General features: G+C 49.6%; 19 protein-coding genes. 16 read left to right on the top strand and 3 right to left on the bottom strand.

Going from position 1 to position 16,956, the window contains the following annotated elements; all coding sequences use genetic code 11:
- Positions 1 to 205: 205 nt before the first annotated feature.
- Complete coding sequence (locus tag L4C36_RS15735) at positions 206 to 676, top strand: hypothetical protein (RefSeq protein ID WP_428478755.1); 471 nt, start codon at positions 206 to 208, stop codon at positions 674 to 676.
- On the opposite strand, the gene L4C36_RS15730 is transcribed toward L4C36_RS15735, so the two are convergent.
- Positions 668 to 1,267, bottom strand: a complete 600-nt coding sequence (locus L4C36_RS15730) for an acyl carrier protein phosphodiesterase (protein WP_428478754.1) — start codon at positions 1,265 to 1,267, stop codon at positions 668 to 670. The genes L4C36_RS15735 and L4C36_RS15730 overlap by 9 nt on opposite strands.
- A gap of 45 nt (positions 1,268 to 1,312) precedes the next feature.
- A complete protein-coding gene (locus L4C36_RS15725; RefSeq protein ID WP_428478753.1) occupies positions 1,313 to 1,768 on the bottom strand; it encodes a CBS domain-containing protein in 456 nt (151 codons plus the stop codon).
- Between the two features lie 212 nt (positions 1,769 to 1,980).
- Between L4C36_RS15725 and L4C36_RS15720 the strand changes: the two genes are divergently transcribed.
- From L4C36_RS15720 to secF, 6 genes are all read left to right on the top strand, one after another.
- A complete protein-coding gene (locus L4C36_RS15720; protein WP_428478752.1) occupies positions 1,981 to 3,057 on the top strand; it encodes a trypsin-like serine protease in 1,077 nt (358 codons plus the stop codon).
- Between the two features lie 110 nt (positions 3,058 to 3,167).
- A complete protein-coding gene (queA, locus tag L4C36_RS15715; RefSeq protein ID WP_428478751.1) occupies positions 3,168 to 4,220 on the top strand; it encodes a tRNA preQ1(34) S-adenosylmethionine ribosyltransferase-isomerase QueA in 1,053 nt (350 codons plus the stop codon).
- Positions 4,221 to 4,498: 278 nt separating this feature from the next.
- Positions 4,499 to 5,629, top strand: coding sequence for a tRNA guanosine(34) transglycosylase Tgt (gene tgt / locus L4C36_RS15710; protein ID WP_428478750.1), 1,131 nt, complete (start codon positions 4,499 to 4,501; stop codon positions 5,627 to 5,629).
- A 16-nt stretch (positions 5,630 to 5,645) separates the two neighbouring features.
- Positions 5,646 to 5,978, top strand: a complete 333-nt coding sequence (gene yajC, locus L4C36_RS15705; protein ID WP_428478749.1) for a preprotein translocase subunit YajC — start codon at positions 5,646 to 5,648, stop codon at positions 5,976 to 5,978.
- Positions 5,979 to 6,003: 25 nt separating this feature from the next.
- Positions 6,004 to 7,857, top strand: coding sequence for a protein translocase subunit SecD (gene secD / locus L4C36_RS15700; RefSeq protein WP_428478748.1), 1,854 nt, complete (start codon positions 6,004 to 6,006; stop codon positions 7,855 to 7,857).
- A 12-nt stretch (positions 7,858 to 7,869) separates the two neighbouring features.
- On the top strand, positions 7,870 to 8,817 hold the full coding sequence (gene secF, locus L4C36_RS15695) for a protein translocase subunit SecF (protein WP_428478747.1): 948 nt from the start codon (positions 7,870 to 7,872) through the stop codon (positions 8,815 to 8,817).
- Positions 8,818 to 9,295: 478 nt separating this feature from the next.
- On the opposite strand, the gene suhB is transcribed toward secF, so the two are convergent.
- Positions 9,296 to 10,096, bottom strand: coding sequence for an inositol-1-monophosphatase (gene suhB, locus L4C36_RS15690; protein ID WP_428478746.1), 801 nt, complete (start codon positions 10,094 to 10,096; stop codon positions 9,296 to 9,298).
- A gap of 241 nt (positions 10,097 to 10,337) precedes the next feature.
- Here suhB and trmJ point away from each other — a divergent pair, with 241 nt between their 5' ends.
- From trmJ to iscX, 9 genes are all read left to right on the top strand, one after another.
- Positions 10,338 to 11,069, top strand: a complete 732-nt coding sequence (gene trmJ / locus L4C36_RS15685) for a tRNA (cytosine(32)/uridine(32)-2'-O)-methyltransferase TrmJ (RefSeq protein WP_428478782.1) — start codon at positions 10,338 to 10,340, stop codon at positions 11,067 to 11,069.
- 113 nt (positions 11,070 to 11,182) lie between these two features.
- Positions 11,183 to 11,689, top strand: coding sequence for a Fe-S cluster assembly transcriptional regulator IscR (gene iscR / locus L4C36_RS15680; RefSeq protein WP_428478745.1), 507 nt, complete (start codon positions 11,183 to 11,185; stop codon positions 11,687 to 11,689).
- A gap of 31 nt (positions 11,690 to 11,720) precedes the next feature.
- The gene (locus L4C36_RS15675) at positions 11,721 to 12,935 is read left to right on the top strand and encodes an IscS subfamily cysteine desulfurase (protein WP_428478744.1); all 1,215 of its coding nucleotides are present in this window, start codon (positions 11,721 to 11,723) and stop codon (positions 12,933 to 12,935) included.
- A 33-nt stretch (positions 12,936 to 12,968) separates the two neighbouring features.
- Positions 12,969 to 13,358 (top strand): Fe-S cluster assembly scaffold IscU, encoded by a 390-nt coding sequence (gene iscU, locus L4C36_RS15670; RefSeq protein WP_428478743.1) that lies wholly within the window; start codon positions 12,969 to 12,971, stop codon positions 13,356 to 13,358.
- Positions 13,359 to 13,375: 17 nt separating this feature from the next.
- Complete coding sequence (gene iscA / locus L4C36_RS15665) at positions 13,376 to 13,699, top strand: iron-sulfur cluster assembly protein IscA (RefSeq protein WP_428478742.1); 324 nt, start codon at positions 13,376 to 13,378, stop codon at positions 13,697 to 13,699.
- Between the two features lie 90 nt (positions 13,700 to 13,789).
- Positions 13,790 to 14,305 carry a co-chaperone HscB gene (gene hscB / locus L4C36_RS15660; protein ID WP_428478741.1) on the top strand — a complete coding sequence of 172 codons (516 nt, stop codon included), beginning with the start codon at positions 13,790 to 13,792 and terminating at the stop codon, positions 14,303 to 14,305.
- A gap of 38 nt (positions 14,306 to 14,343) precedes the next feature.
- A complete protein-coding gene (hscA, locus tag L4C36_RS15655; protein ID WP_428478740.1) occupies positions 14,344 to 16,197 on the top strand; it encodes a Fe-S protein assembly chaperone HscA in 1,854 nt (617 codons plus the stop codon).
- Between the two features lie 2 nt (positions 16,198 to 16,199).
- The gene (fdx, locus tag L4C36_RS15650) at positions 16,200 to 16,538 is read left to right on the top strand and encodes an ISC system 2Fe-2S type ferredoxin (protein ID WP_428478739.1); all 339 of its coding nucleotides are present in this window, start codon (positions 16,200 to 16,202) and stop codon (positions 16,536 to 16,538) included.
- A gap of 84 nt (positions 16,539 to 16,622) precedes the next feature.
- Entirely contained in the window at positions 16,623 to 16,823 is a 201-nt protein-coding gene (gene iscX, locus L4C36_RS15645; RefSeq protein WP_428478738.1) for a Fe-S cluster assembly protein IscX, read from the top strand.
- The last annotated feature ends 133 nt before the right edge of the window (positions 16,824 to 16,956 follow it).

The following is a 16,956-nucleotide window of genomic DNA, read 5'->3' as shown; positions in this document are numbered from 1 at the left end:
TGTTGCAAGGCGGTGTGAAGTGACTCGCTAATGTGTCAGTTGTTGATGCCGATTTCAGTGTTGTTGCCAAAATCTCGATTAATTGTGGTTTAATTCAACGCGTTACAGTTTTTGTTTCTGGGTAAGTTCGTTCTGCACAGGCGATGCCGTTGCGTATTTGGCGGCATGGGTTTGTTATGGGCGGTATTTTTCGTCGTGGTGAGTGATGCAGAAAGTAGGTTATTTATTGCTGGCGATGATCAGCTTGCCAACCCTGGCGGAATCCCATTTTTGGCGAGGTCAAGTCGGGAATATCACCGAGGTGACGCCGTGGACCGTTACGCTACGCGTCATGAAAAAAGAGCCGACGATCAGTGATTATCGCACGCCTAAAGATACGGAACTGGTGTGTGAGAACATTACCTTCCGGTTCGATATTCAAAGTGATTCTCTGGTGGATGCGTTACGCCATAAAATGACGAAGTTGAACTATAAGCATGACACCCAGCGTGCGATGCATTTCTTGGAACAGAGCCTCAGTACCGATCATCCCTTTCATTTCAAAATATCCCCTAACCAGTCAACCAGCACCCGCCTTATTGGGTGTGAAATCAATTTCAGCCGACTGCATCTCGGCACCCCAGATAACAATGATAATAAGCCCGTTATCACGTTTTATAACAACGCCTCATTTTGATGCGAGAAATTGCTGCTCGGTAAATTGCTTCGCGGCGTGTTGCACTTGCGGATAAATCGTATGGAATTGCTGTTCTAAGGCGTCATAGTGCTGGTGGATCACCGCCGGACACTCCGCCAACTGGTGCAGGCGTGGCCGCCGTATCGCCATTCTTTCTAAGGCGAGCTCAATCGTGCCGATGTGTTGATATTGCACCAGCCATTGTTGCTGCCACATGCGTTGCATCATCGCGGTGAACGGGGGCGGCGGGTTTTCCTCAAACTGTTCAAATGCCCGTTGTGCGTCGCTCACAAAGGTGGACAGGGGGTGGGGGTCATACAGATTCCAATGCTTGGCCAGAAAATGATCCCATGCCAGATCCAACGCGATCCCACTGACCCGTCGCGTGTCGGGCGTAAAACGTTGGCGGCAGGCTAACACCGCAGGCAGCGCATCAATATAGCTGTCGACGAAACGGTGCAGCGCAATCCCTTGGGCGACCGGTTGGCTGTATTGGCGAAAGGGATCGCCGCGAACAAAGTCGCCCAGAATATTGCCCATTAGGTGACTGTTGCAGTGGTACGCGAGATGCAGGTGAGCCAGAAAGTTCATGCGTGAGGCTTTCTGGCTGGCGGTGCCGTGTGTAATAGGGCTTGCTTAAAACTCTTCAGCGTCATGCTCGACGGGTTCAACCTCTTCTTGGATTTCCAGTAGATTAATCGCGATAGAGACAAAGTCGGTATCGGTGATGATCCCTACCAGTTCATTGTGGCTGACAATGGGCAAACAGCCAATACGGTATTTTTGCATATACAAGGCGGCGTCTTTTAATCCGGCTAATGGGGAGACGCTGCGTAAATCGCGGTGCATGGCATTTTCCAGAGGAATATCCAGTGCGGTAATGAGCGGGCTGGTGGAGAGCCGCTCTAAGCTCGACTCTTGTGCGGCTAAAATATCGCGCTGACTGACCAAGCCAACCAATGCGTTATCTTTATCGGTAATGGGAATATGGTGGATGTGGTGCTCGTCCATCAAGCGTTTCGCATCTGCCAGCGTGTGGGATGCGCTTAGGGTATATGGGTGAGGGGTCATCATATCAGCAACGGTAAACATATCGCCTCCTTATTGCCCGCACCTGCAGGCTTATCATTTTTTCTAATATTGCACTGCTTACCTTTTGACTGTAGCGAATCCTATCGTTCTCACCTATGACCCCAGTCAAATAATCGACAAGTTATTTCTTTGTGTCTCATTGGTTTCTCAAACGTTAAATTTGAGAATCTGCAATATACTTAATACATGACATGCCACATAGGAATATTGATATGCCTAAGCTGTTGTTTATTTTGTTATGTTGGTCAGCCTTGCTGCCGTTGACCGTGAATGCTGAAGAACCCGTATTCCAGCCTCGGATCATCGGGGGGATTGAGTCGGAAGGGGGCGAGTTACCGTGGCAAGCGTATATCAATATGACCTTCCGTGATGACAGTGGCACTGAACGTACCTTTATCTGTGGGGGGGTGGTCGTGCGTCAAGATGTTGTGATCACGGCTGCCCATTGCATGCGAAATGGTGGCACAACCGTCTTGCCGGAAGATGTCATGGTGTGGGGCGGTATCACCAGTATCTTTAATGCCAGCCGCAGTACCTCTATCGCGGTTAGTCGTGTGATCCTGCATCCTGCTTATAACTCGTCACGTTTTGCCAATGATATTGCGATTTTGCATTTGCGTGATCCGCTGCCTGAAGGGGCGATACCCATTGCTATCGCTTCTGAAGCAGAACAAGATCGTGTCGATAACGAGTTTGCCAATGGTTGGGTGGATAATGCCGAACGCGTAGCCAATCTGTTGGTATCTGGCTGGGGCAGTACCTCTGTCAGTGAGTCCAATTCTGGTTCGACCCGTTTACGCCAAACCTTGCTATCGGGTGTGCCGGATAGCCGCTGTGATCAGCTGTGGGGATCCAATATCAATGTCTTGGATTACCCGATTTATCTCTGTGCTGGGTCGGTGTCACCGGAGCTCGCCCGAGACAGCTGTTTTGGGGATTCGGGGGGGCCACTGGTATGGCAAGATCCGCAAGCCCTTGCTGACAGCGATTTCGGCTTGCGTTTGGTGGGGCTGGTGAGCTTTGGTGAAGGGTGTGCCGGGCGTCTGCCAGGGGTGTATACCGAGACAGCGACGTACCGTGACTGGATTGAACAGAATGTAGGGGCGTTGCCACAACAAACGGCGACGTATACCGCAGATCCGTTTTTGTCAGACTACAGCGGCGCGGGTGAAGGAGAAGGCGTGATTGTTTTCCCGGATGGCTGGAACAATGATGACAGCGGTGGTCTGATGGGGTGGTTATCACTGCTGGTTTTAGGCGGATTAGCACGCTTACGCCGCCGCCATTAACCGTACATGTAATCGCACAATCTTGCATTGGGCCCGGTCAGGTGATCTTTGCTTGATCTTGCAGTGAGGCAGCCTATACTACCCGCTTGCTGTAATTTAGGGCCCTAACGATGCAAGTTTCTGATTTTCATTTTGACCTTCCTGATGAGCTGATTGCTCGTTATCCACACGCTGAGCGTACTGCGAGCCGCTTGCTGCAATTAACCGGTAATAGCGGCGAATTAGCGCATAAAAGCTTCAAAGATGTACTGGATTTAGTACAAGCTGGTGATTTGTTGGTTTTCAATAACACCCGCGTGATCCCTGCGCGCTTGTTTGGCCAAAAAGCGTCAGGCGGTAAATTAGAAGTGCTTGTTGAGCGTATGGTGGATGACAAAACCATCCTTGCGCACGTGCGTGCCTCTAAATCGCCAAAGCCGGGTAATGAACTGCTGTTGGGTGAAAAGGGTGAATATCAGGCTGAGATGGTCGCCCGTCACGATACGTTGTTTGAAATTCGCTTTAACAGCGATAAAACCGTGTTGGAAATTTTGGAAGACGTGGGCCACATGCCCCTGCCTCCGTACATTGACCGTCCTGATGAAGATGCAGATAAAGAGCGTTATCAGACGGTGTACAACGCGAAACCGGGTGCGGTTGCCGCACCTACCGCAGGTCTGCATTTCGATGATGCATTGATGGCGGCGCTGAAAGAAAAAGGCGTGAACTTTGCGTTCGTGACCTTGCACGTGGGCGCGGGTACGTTCCAGCCTGTGCGTGTTGACAGTATTCATGATCATCACATGCATGCTGAATACGTGGAAGTACCCGAAGAGGTTGTACAAGCGATTCAAGAGACGAAAGCCAATGGCGGTCGTGTGGTGGCAGTGGGTACCACATCAGTACGCTCACTGGAAAGTGCGGCGCAAGATGCACTGAAAAAGGGCACAGAATTGAAGCCGTTTTTTGGTGATACCGAGATCTTCATTTTTCCGGGTTACCAGTTCCAGCTGGTGGATGTATTGATCACCAACTTCCACTTACCTGAATCGACGTTGATCATGCTGGTCAGCGCGTTTGCGGGTTACGACCACACCATGAATGCCTACTTGCAAGCGGTTGAAAATCAATACCGTTTCTTCAGTTATGGCGATTCGATGTTTATCACACGACAAACGAATTAATCACGCTTTCTGTTATTAAATTCAGTGTGACTTAAGGCTGCATTTGCTAAAATGCAGCCTTTGTGTTTTTAGGTGGTGCGGAAAATAGCGTGCTGACTAAAATCTCACCATTGCATTCTTCCGCGAGGCTTTATGCCTAGTGGAAAAAGGCCGGTTGCTGTTGTGTGGCCGGCCATTAGTCTGTACATCTGGCTACATGCCAGAGTATGTAAAGTATCCTTGACCCCGTCGGGTCGGGGAGGATATGTCAGATTGTTTCTCTGGCTGTTGGAGGCTTTGTGAAATTTGAATTAGATAAAACGCAAGGGCGCGCCCGTCGTGGTCGTCTGCAGTTTGAACGCGGTACGGTAGAAACCCCTGCATTCATGCCTGTGGGTACGTACGGTACGGTTAAAGGCATGACGCCGGAAGAAGTAAAAGAAACCGGCGCACAAATCCTGCTGGGTAACACGTTCCACTTGTGGCTACGTCCGGGTCAGGAAGTGATGAAAATGCACGGTGACTTGCATGACTTCATGAACTGGCAGGGTCCTATCCTGACCGATTCAGGCGGCTTCCAGGTATTTAGCTTGGGTGCAATGCGTAAAATCACGGAAGAGGGTGTGCATTTCCGTAACCCTGTTAACGGTGACAAGATCTTCATGGATGCTGAGAAATCAATGCAAATCCAATACGATCTTGGCTCTGATGTTGTGATGATTTTTGATGAATGTACGCCGTATCCTGCGACGCATGATGAAGCGAAAACATCGATGGAAATGTCATTGCGTTGGGCACAGCGTAGCCGTAACGAATTTGATCGCCAAGAAAACAAAAATGCTTTGTTTGGTATTGTGCAGGGCGGTGTGTACGAAGATTTGCGTGATGTGTCTGTTGAAGGTCTGACGAAGATTGGCTTTGACGGCTATGCCGTGGGCGGTCTTGCCGTGGGTGAGCCAAAAGAAGACATGCACCGTATTCTTGAGCACACGTGTCCAAAACTGCCGGTAGACAAACCTCGTTACCTAATGGGTGTAGGCAAACCGGAAGATTTGGTGGAAGGTGTTCGTCGCGGTATCGACATGTTCGACTGCGTTATGCCGACCCGAAATGCCCGTAATGGTCACCTATTTGTGACTGGCGGTGTGATCAAGATCCGTAATGCGAAACATAAAACAGATACAACCCCTCTCGATCCGCAGTGTGACTGTTACACTTGTCGCAACTATACGAAGGCGTATCTGTACCACCTAGATAAGTGTAATGAAATTCTAGGTGCGCGATTGAATACAATCCACAACTTGCGTTACTACCAGCGTTTGATGGAAAGTATCCGCAAGGCGATTGACGAAGATCGTTTCGATGCATTTGTAGAAGAATTCTACGCGCGTCGTGATCGTGAAGTTCCACCATTAAATGATAACCAATAATCGAGGACGTTAGTAAATGAGTCTGATTTCTCAAGCACACGCAGCAGCAGAAGGTGCACCACAAGGTGGCAGCATGCAGCTTTTCATCATGCTTGGCCTATTCGCGGTCATTTTCTATTTCATGATTTACCGTCCACAGGCAAAACGTGTTAAAGATCATAAATCTCTGATGTCTTCTATGGGCAAAGGTGATGAAGTTCTGACTAACGGTGGCCTAGTGGGTAAAATCACGAAAGTATCGGAAGAAAACGACTACATCGTTATTGCGCTAAATGACTCAACTGAAGTTACTATCAAGAAAGACTTCATTTCAGCCGTTTTGCCAAAAGGCACGATGAAGTCTCTGTAACAATTTGCTTTGAAGGATCACAGCAGTGCTAAACCGTTATCCCTTGTGGAAGAATCTGATGGTAGTGTTTACACTGATCATCGGTTTGCTTTATGCACTTCCCAATGTTTACGGTGAAGATCCAGCGATACAAATCTCCGGGGCGCGTGGCGCCTCGGCAGATATGTCGACGTTGGATGCAGTCACCGAAGATTTAAAACAAAATCACATCTCTTACAAATCTGTCGCATTCGAAAACGGTACTGTACTGGTCCGCTTTAACGACACTGATACACAAATTAGTGCTCGCGATATTCTGAATGAAGAACTGGGCGACAAGTTTGTTGTTGCCTTGAACCTTGCGCCGTCTACGCCGACATGGCTACAGTCGATTGGCGCGTCTCCAATGAAACTGGGTCTTGACCTTCGTGGCGGGGTGCACTTCTTGATGGAAGTGGACATGGATGCGGCGATGGAAAAGCTATTGGGTCAGCAGGAAGAAACATTCCGAACTGAGCTGCGTGAAGCGAAAATTCGTTATAGCGCCATTAGCAAAACCAAGGACTCGGTAGAAGTACGCCTACGTGACAGTGAGCGACTCAGCGACGCAGAAAAAACGTTGGCGAAGTTGCACCCTGACATGGTGTTCACCGATAGCGAACGTAATAACCGCTTTGTACTTACTGCGACATTCACCGATGCCCGTTTGCAAGAAATTCGCAACTATGCGGTTGAGCAGAACATCACTATTTTACGTAATCGTGTGAATGAACTGGGTGTAGCAGAGCCATTGGTACAGCGTCAAGGCGCCAACCGTATCGTGGTTGAACTACCTGGCGTGCAAGATACCGCACGTGCGAAGGAAATTCTGGGCGCAACAGCGACACTGGAATTCCGTCAAGTTGACAGCAATGTCGATTTGGCTGCCGCTGCAGCGGGTCGTGTACCGGCGGGCAGTGAAGTGAAGTTCACGCGTGATGAAGCACCTGTCGTGTTGAAAAAGCGTGTGATCCTTGCGGGTTCGCACATTACTGATGCGAGCTCAAGTGCTGATGAATACGGTCGTCCTCAAGTGAACATCTCGCTAGACAGCGAAGGTGGTAGCAAGATGACAGCCTTCTCACGTAATAACGTGGGCAAGCTGATGGCGACGGTCTTTACCGAATACAAAGACAGCGGCAAGCGCGATCCAAGCGGCAAAGTGATTCTGGAAAAACACGAAGAAGTGATCAACCAAGCGACCATTCAAACGGCGCTGGGACGTAACTTCCGTATTACCGGGATTGACTCACAAGCGGAAGCACATAACCTGGCGCTACTGTTGCGTGCGGGTGCGTTGATTGCGCCTATCTCGATTGTAGAAGAACGTACGATTGGTCCATCTATGGGTCAGCAGAACATCGATATGGGTCTACAGGCGATGATGTGGGGCATGCTAGCCGTTATGTTGTTTACCCTGTTCTATTACCGTCGTTTTGGTCTGTTTGCGAACGCCGCACTGATGATGAACCTTGTGTTGATCATTGGCATCATGTCGATGATTCCAGGCGCGACTATGACGTTGCCTGGTATTGCCGGTATCGTACTGACCGTCGGTATGGCAGTCGATGCCAACGTATTGATCTTCGAACGTATTCGTGAAGAACTGCGCGATGGTCGCAGCCCACAGCATGCGATTCAGCAAGGTTATGCAAATGCCTTCAGTACGATTGCCGATGCCAACTTAACCACCCTGATCACCGCGATTATTTTGTTCGCAGTGGGTACAGGCGCGGTGAAAGGTTTCGCAGTTACACTGTCTATCGGTATCATTACGTCCATGTTCACGGCCATTGTCGGTACGCGAGCACTGGTTAACTTGGTTTACGGCGGTAAGCGCGTCGATAAGCTATCGATCTAAGGAGACGCTGACATGTTTCAATTAATGAAAGCGGATAAAACGATCGATTTTATGCGCTGGTCAAAAGGAGCTTTCTTCCTTTCTGCCTTTATGATCATTGCGGCAATTGCCACAGTGACCACCCAAAAACTGAACTGGGGTCTAGATTTCACCGGTGGTACGCTGATTGAAGTGGGCTTTGAAGAGCCGGCTAATCTGCCTAAAATCCGTGAATCCTTGGAAGGCGCAGGCTTTGGTGATGCCATTGTGCAGAACTTCGGTACCGCGCGTGACGTCATGGTGCGTTTGCAGCCTCGTGAAAATGTGAAAAGCGAAGATTTGGGTAACCAAATCATCGCGGCATTGAAAACAGGCACAGGCCAAACGGTTGAGATGCGTCGTATCGAATTCGTCGGTCCGAACGTGGGTGATGAGCTAGCGGAAGCGGGTGGCCTGGCTATTCTGGTTTCATTGCTGTGTATCCTGCTGTACGTATCGGTGCGTTTCGAATGGCGTTTGGCTGCAGGTGCGGTATTGGCATTGGCACACGACGTTATCATTACCATTGGTATCTTCTCGTTCACGCAGATCGAAATTGACCTGACCATTGTCGCAGCTTTGCTGACGGTCGTCGGTTACTCGCTCAACGATACCATCGTGGTCTTTGACCGTATTCGTGAGAACTTCCTCAAGATGCGTAAAGACGATGCGGTAGAGGTGCTAAACAGCTCAATCACACAAACATTGAGCCGTACCCTTATCACATCGGCGACGACCTTGTTCGTGGTTATCGCGCTGTTCTTGAAGGGTGGTAACATGATCCACGGCTTCGCGACAGCATTGCTGATCGGTATCACTGTCGGTACTTACTCTTCAATCTACGTGGCATCCGCCCTGTCGTTGAAGTTGGGTATCAAGCGTGAGCACTTGATGCCAACGCCAGTAGATAAAGAAGGCGAAGAATTCGACGCAATGCCATAAGGCACAGTGTTGAATTTAGCGAAATGACAAACGGAGCCGAAAGGCTCCGTTTTTGTATGGGTAGATCAGGGGCGAGTTGATAGGGACGAGTATCGAGTAAGAGCGGAAGAGAAAAAGCGGTGCTATGGCTCTGAGGTCCTATGGGGATAGAGCAGGAACGAGTCATGCTTCGCGTCGAGGAACGAGAGGCGAATCAGAGCGAAAAAGCAAAAACAAAATCGGACCTATGGCCCTGAGATCCTATGGAAATAAAGCTGTGGCGAGTGGCGAGTGGCGAGTGGCGAGATTCGAGTAGGGGAAGCTTGTATCTCGAATGTGCAATGGCATCCTGCCTGCAGGACCACAGGACCACAGGACCACAGCTATTAGGCTCTTTGCCCTTACTCGGCTCTCGCCCCTTTAAACTCGCACCTGCTTTCAAGCCAAAAAAAACGCCCCTGTGCGCAGGGGCGTTTTTTATATTCCGGTAATCCGAGGATTACTTGTTCAGTGCTTCGCTACCGTGTTCACGGATTTTGCTAAGCAGAGGCTTCACTACACGTGCTGGACCAGCAACGATGTTGCCAGAAGTCAGGTAGTTAGTGTTGCCAGTAAAGTCAGTACAGATAGCACCAGCTTCACGCGCGATTAGTTCACCTGCGGCGATTTCCCAAGGCTTAAGGCCTAGCTTGAATACACCGTCGATACGGCCAGCAGCTAGGTAGCATAGGTCTAGGGCAGAACAGCCAGATTGACGCATGTCATCACATTCAACAAACAGTGCACTCTGGATTTTTGCAAAGCTTTCAGCGTGCTGTTTAGCAGCAAACGGTAGGCCTGTTGCCAGTGTCGTACCTGTTAGGTCACGCGGCTGAGAAACACGAAGACGCTGGCTGTTTAGCTGTGCGCCTGAGCCACGAGTTGCCGTGAATAGTTCATTGCGAGTTGGATCGTAAACAGCGGCAACTTCAGTACGGCCACGCATGCGTAGCGCAACAGAAATTGCGAAGTGAGGGTAACCACGAACGAAGTTCTTGGTGCCATCCACTGGGTCAATGATCCACTGACAATCTTTGTCACGACCTTCTTTATTACTGCCTTCTGCGGCAATAATGCAGTGGTCAGGGTAAGATTTCAGAATTGTCTCGATAATTAGCGCTTCTGCTTCTTGATCGATATTGGTAACAACATCATTACCTTTGTTAGCAACTTCAATAGATTGAGGTTTTTCTAGAGATTTAATGACATGGTCACCAGCCTTTCGTGCGGCACGAATGGCGATATTAAGCATCGGATGCATAGGATCTTCCCAACGGATGTTAAAGAACTAAAAAGCGGCGGCGAGTATAGCAGAGCTACCACAAAAGGGAAGTGGTTATTTTTTGCCCTGCGCAGTTGTGTCGCAGTGGATGCTGACTTTTTACCCACTTACTGTGAGGCGACACTTGAATGGTATAATGTTTTTACATGTTTTCACCTTTTTTAAAATCTCTGTGCTAAAATCCGTCGGCTCTGTTGAACTGTTGGAATGCGTAGCGTCTATGTTAGAAAAAATCAGCGTGGTTCTTGTTGGTACCTCACACCCGGGTAATATCGGCTCAGCGGCACGTGCCATGAAAGTGATGGGATTAACCCGACTTATTCTGGTTTCACCTGCGTGTGAAATTGACGAAACAACCTATGCCTTAGCGGCAGGTGCTGCCGATATCGTGGCCAATGCGAAGGTGGTTTCAACCCTTGATGAAGCGATTGCTGACTGCGGTCTGGTGATCGGCTCCAGTGCGCGTTCTCGTACCCTTGAGTGGCCGCAACTTGACCCACGCGAATGCGGGGAAAAAGTCATTGCTGAAGCGCCATCTCACCCTATCGCTATTTTGTTTGGCCGTGAAAAAACCGGTCTGACGAATGAAGAATTGCAGCGCTGCCACTGTCACGTCTATATCCCTGCCAATCCTGACTATAGCTCACTGAACCTTGCGATGGCGGTACAAACCGTCAGCTATGAAGTGCGTATGGCGTTCCTTGCGCAGCAAAATCACGCCGCGCAAACACCGGTTGAAACCTATCCACTCGCGAAAGAGTTGGAGATGTTTTACGAGCACCTCGAAAAGGTGACACGCCAAACTCGCTTCATTAATAAAAATCATCCGGGCATGGTGATGGCGAAATTGCGCCGTTTATTTACCCGTGCACGCCCGGAAGAGCAAGAGCTACAAATTCTGCGCGGCATTCTTTCTTCAGTTGAAAAAACTATTGAGTATAAAGACAAATAGTCACATTATCCTTATGGTTAAAAGCCTGACTAAAACAGTCAGGTAAATACTTGACCGTTTTAGTCGGGTATGCGACACTGACTCCCATAAATAAACGTGGGTAGTGGTGTGTTATGAGATTGACATCAAAAGGAAGATACGCCGTCACAGCGATGTTAGATGTGGCGCTGCACTCTCAGAATGGCCCTGTACCATTGGCCGATATCTCTGAGCGCCAGGGGATTTCATTATCCTATCTGGAACAACTCTTTTCTCGCTTACGTAAAGCTGGTTTAGTGGCCAGTGTACGTGGTCCAGGTGGTGGTTACCGCCTCGGCGAGGATGCCAATGACATTGCCATTGGTATGGTGATTGCGGCAGTTGATGAATCGGTTGATGCAACGAAATGCCACGGCAAAGGAGATTGCCAGGGCGGAGTACGTTGCCTGACACACACGCTATGGCGTGATTTAAGTGCCCGGATCAGCGGCTTTTTGAACAACATCACTCTTGGTGAGTTGATGCAAGATAATGATGTACAAACTATTTCAGGTCGTCAGGATCAGAACTTACAAAAAACATCATTTGGACATAAAAATACACACGACAGCACCGCAATCGGTGTCGATGTTCGCTCCTAGAGACCAGACGTCCGTGTTTTCGGAGATGAAGATGAAACTGCCAATATATTTCGATTATTCCGCTACTTGCCCGGTTGATCCACGCGTTGCAGAGAAAATGATGCAATGTCTGACAATGGATGGCAACTTTGGTAACCCGGCTTCTCGTTCTCACCGTTACGGCTGGCAGGCTGAGGAAGCGGTAGACACTGCGCGTGAGCAAATTGCAGAGCTATTGAATGCCGATCCACGTGAAATCGTATTCACCTCTGGTGCAACAGAATCTGACAACTTAGCGATTAAAGGTGCTGCGCACTTTTACAATAAAAAAGGTAAGCACGTTATTACGTGTAAAACCGAGCACAAAGCGGTGCTTGACCCATGCCGTCAGCTAGAGCGTGAAGGGTATGAGGTGACTTACCTTGAGCCGGAATCAAACGGCGTTATTGATTTGGCTAAGTTGCGTGACGCGATGCGTGAAGACACCGTATTGGTTTCTATCATGCACGTGAATAACGAAATTGGCGTGATTCAAGATATCGCTGCGATTGGCGAACTATGCCGCGAGAAAAAAGTAATTTTCCACGTGGATGCCGCACAATCTGCGGGTAAACTGCCAATCGACGTACAAGCAATAAAAGTGGATTTAATTTCACTGTCTGCGCACAAAATTTATGGTCCAAAAGGTATCGGTGCACTGTACGTGCGTCGTAAACCTCGTATTCGTCTAGAAGCACAAATGCACGGTGGCGGTCATGAGCGTGGTTTCCGTTCTGGCACCTTGCCAACTCACCAGATTGTGGGTATGGGTGAAGCTTTCCGCGTAGCAAAAGACGATCTAGAGAAAGATTACCAACATGTGTTGACCCTGCGTAACCGTCTGCTTGCTGGCCTTGAAGGCATCGAAGCAATGTCGGTTAACGGTGACATGGAACAACGCGTGCCGCATAACCTCAACATCAGCTTTGCTTTCGTTGAAGGTGAATCGCTGTTGATGGCACTGAAAGACCTTGCCGTTTCATCGGGTTCTGCATGTACCTCTGCAAGCCTAGAGCCTTCTTACGTACTTCGTGCGTTGGGCTTGAATGATGAATTGGCACACAGTTCAATTCGTTTCTCTTTTGGTCGTTTCACGACAGAAGAAGAAATTGACCACGCTGTTTCTCAAATCCGCGGTGCGGTAGATAAACTGCGTGAAATGTCTCCACTGTGGGACATGTATAAAGAAGGGATTGACCTGGACACGGTCGAGTGGGCACACCACTAATCTTGCGGTCATCACATATTCGAGGAAACGGTCATGGCATATAGTGAAAAAGTTATCGATCATTATGAGAATCCGCGTAACGTGGGCTCATTTGATAAAAACGACAAAAATGTAGGTAGCGGCATGGTAGGGGCACCTGCCTGTGGCGACGTAATGAAACTTCAGATCAAAGTGACTGAAGAAGGCATTATTGAAGATGCGAAGTTCAAGACTTACGGCTGTGGCTCTGCCATCGCTTCTAGCTCACTGATCACTGAGTGGGTAAAAGGTAAGACACTGGACGAAGCAGCATCGATCAAGAACTCTGCTATCGCAGAAGAGCTTGAGCTACCACCTGTAAAAGTCCACTGCTCAATTCTTGCAGAAGATGCAATTAAAGCGGCAGTCAGTGATTACAAAAAGAAACACGCAGAACAAGATTAATTCCTAAGGGTTGTTGTATGGCCATAACGATTACTGAAGCGGCTGCAAGTCGCGTCGCTAGCTTCCTAGCATCCCGAGGAAAAGGTCTAGGCCTCAGACTGGGTGTCCGTACTTCGGGCTGTTCGGGCATGGCCTATGTACTGGAGTTCGTGGATGAGCTTGACGAAGGGGATCAGGTGTTTGAGGAAAAAGGGGTCAAAATTATTATTGATGCCAAAAGCCTTGTATACCTCGATGGGACTGAGTTGGACTTTGCCAAAGAAGGCCTGAACGAAGGCTTCCAGTTCAATAACCCTAACGTATCCAGTGAGTGCGGCTGTGGCGAAAGCTTCAACGTATAATCACTGAACACACTGAGCCTGATCACTGCTTCATCGCGGTCATCAGGTTCAGTCTTTTTCAGATTCCGTCTTTTTAGATGCGTGCGCGATATGAATCATTTTGAACTCTTTGGGCTACCTTTTCAGTTTCCGCTGGACGGTAGCCTTCTTGCTACCCACTTCCGAGAGCTGCAGCGTCGTTTTCACCCCGATAACTTTGCCACGGCGTCAGAACGTGACCGTTTGATGTCAGTGCAAAAAGCCGCTCACATCAATGATGCATTCCAAACGCTGAAAAATCCGATCTCACGTGCGGAATACATGCTGTCGGAAAAAGGCATGGACATTCGTGGTGAGCAGAAGACACTGCAAGATCCGGTTTTTTTGATGCAGCAGATGGAACTGCGCGAAGCGCTTGAAGAGATCGCCGATGCCGACGATCCTGAAGCGGCCTTGTTTGATTTCGACCAACAAGCGACTTCGCTGTATAAATCACAGTTAGCAGATCTTGAGCAACAACTGCTCGAGGAACACTGGGAAGCGGCCGCAGATGCCGTGCGTAAGCTTAAGTTTATTGTTAAGCTGCAAGTGGAAGTTGAGCGTCTCGAAGAGAGCCTGCTTGACTAACGGTTTCCGATCCCAGTATTAACTTCACAGGAAAGAAAATGGCACTGTTACAGATTGCTGAACCGGGTCAAAGTGCTGCGCCGCATCAACATAAGTTGGCGGTGGGTATCGACCTAGGGACTACAAATTCACTCGTGGCTGCTGTGCGTAGTGGCGTTCCGGAGACATTGAAGGACCTGCAAGGGCAGGCCATCTTACCTTCGGCGGTATACTACGGTGAAGCCGGGATTGTGGTGGGCCGCGAAGCGCGCGAAATTGCCCAGCAGGATCCGGCAAATAGCATCATTTCAGTGAAGCGGATGATGGGACGCTCGCTCAGCGATATTCAACAGCGTTACCCACAGTTGCCGTATGCACTGACGGCAAGCGATAACGGCTTACCGCTACTGGTCACCCGCCATGGCGAGATGAATCCGGTGCAAGTGTCGGCTGAAATTCTGAACACGTTGAATCAACGTGCGCAGGAGACATTGGGTGGCGAGCTAGAAGGTGTTGTGATCACGGTACCGGCGTACTTTGATGATGCGCAGCGTGCGGGCACCAAAGATGCCGCAAAACTGGCGAACCTGAATGTATTGCGTCTACTGAACGAACCCACAGCTGCGGCGATTGCTTATGGCCTGGATTCCGGTCAAGAAGGCGTGATTGCGGTTTACGACTTGGGTGGCGGTACGTTTGATATCTCTATCCTGCGTTTGTCGAAAGGCGTGTTTGAAGTGTTGGCGACCGGTGGTGACTCTGCGTTGGGCGGTGATGACTTTGACCACCTATTGGCCGAGTGGATTGCGGAACAAGCCGGTTTTGATGCAGTACGTACTGCCAATGCACAACGTGCGTTGCAAGATGCAGCACAAGCGGCGAAAGAAGCCCTGTCAGCACAAGATAGTGTCAGCATTGATGTATTAGGCTGGACCGGTTCAGTGAGCCGTGAACAGTTTGACGCACTGATTCAATCGTTGGTGAAAAAGACCTTGATGGCCTGTCGACGAGCATTGAAAGATGCTGACGTGACCACCGATGACGTGATCGAGACCGTGATGGTCGGCGGGTCGACCCGTGTGCCGTTGGTGCGTGATATGGTCGGCAACTTCTTTGGCAAACCGGCCTTGACGTCTATCGACCCGGATCAGGTTGTGGCGATTGGCGCGGCCATTCAAGCGGATATTTTGGTGGGCAATAAGCCTGATGCCGATATGTTGCTGCTGGACGTGATCCCGCTGTCGCTTGGCATTGAAACCATGGGTGGCATGATTGAAAAAATCATTCCACGCAACACCACGATCCCCGTGGCGCGAGCACAAGAATTCACAACGTTTAAAGACGGCCAAACCGCGATGTCTGTGCATATTGTGCAAGGCGAGCGCGAGATGGTGAGTGACTGTCGTTCGTTAGCCCGTTTCACCCTGCGTGGTATTCCTGCCATGGCAGCTGGCGCTGCACACATTCGTGTGACGTACCAAGTGGATGCGGACGGTCTGTTATCGGTCACGGCAATGGAAAAGAGCAGCGAAGTCCAGTCTACGATTCAGGTGAAGCCGTCTTACGGCCTGACCGATAATGAAATCGCGACCATGATCCGCGATTCAATGACCTATGCCCAAGATGATAAAGACGCCCGCGCCCTTGCAGAGCAACAAGTGGAAGCGGATCGCGTACTCGAAGGCCTGATTGCGGCACTGGCTCAAGACGGTGATACGTTATTGAGCAAAGAAGAGCGTGATCAACTGGAAGCCGTCATGATGGAATTGGTGACATTGCGTCAGGGTACAGACCCGTACGCCATTGAAGCCGGTATTAAGAAAACAGATAAAGCGAGTCAGGATTTTGCTTCTCGTCGAATGGATAAATCTATTCGTCAGGCACTGGCTGGTCAGTCGATTGATGAGGTTTAGGCATGCCTAAAATTGTTGTATTACCCCACGAAGATCTTTGTCCTGAAGGGGCCGTGTTAGACGCGCAAGAAGGCGAAACCATTCTTGACGTGGCATTGCGCAATGGCATTAGCATTGAGCATGCTTGTGAGAAATCTTGTGCGTGCACCACGTGCCACTGTATCGTGCGTGAAGGATTTGATTCACTGGAAGAAAGTGATGAGCTGGAAGACGATATGCTGGATAAGGCATGGGGTCTAGAGCCTGAGTCGCGTCTTGGTTGTCAGGCACGCGTTGCGGATGAAGACCTTGTGGTTGAGATCCCGAAATACACCCTGAACTTGGCCTCTGAAGGCCATTAATCAGGGATCTCTGTCTGTTGTAACAGGCAGAGAAGCCGTCGCCCGGCATCGCTATTCAACTTGTCACAGGAAAAGGAGAAGTGTATGCGCTTAACATGGATTGATTCCCGCGAGTTGGCTATCGCCCTCGTGGATGCGTATCCAGATGTGGATCCTCAAACCGTCCGTTTTACAGATTTGCGTGAGTGGATCTTAGCACTGGATGACTTTTATGATGATCCGGCTCATTGCAGCGAGCGAGTATTAGAAGCCGTGCAAATGTGCTGGATTGAAGAGGCCGATTAACGGGCTGATAATAAGAGAGGAAGGAAAACCGCTGTGTTTTTCTTCCTTTTTTCTTTTTAGCCTTTACGCTTACCCGCTTACCCGCTTACCCGCTTACCCGCTTACCCGCTTACCCGCTTACCCGCTTACCCGC

The sequence above is a fragment of the Photobacterium japonica genome (assembly GCF_050337005.1).
In the GTDB taxonomy this organism is placed as follows: Bacteria; Pseudomonadota; Gammaproteobacteria; order Enterobacterales; family Vibrionaceae; genus Photobacterium; species Photobacterium japonica.
The sequence above is the reverse complement of the archived record's forward strand: the minus strand, read 5'-3'. Positions and strand labels throughout refer to the sequence as shown.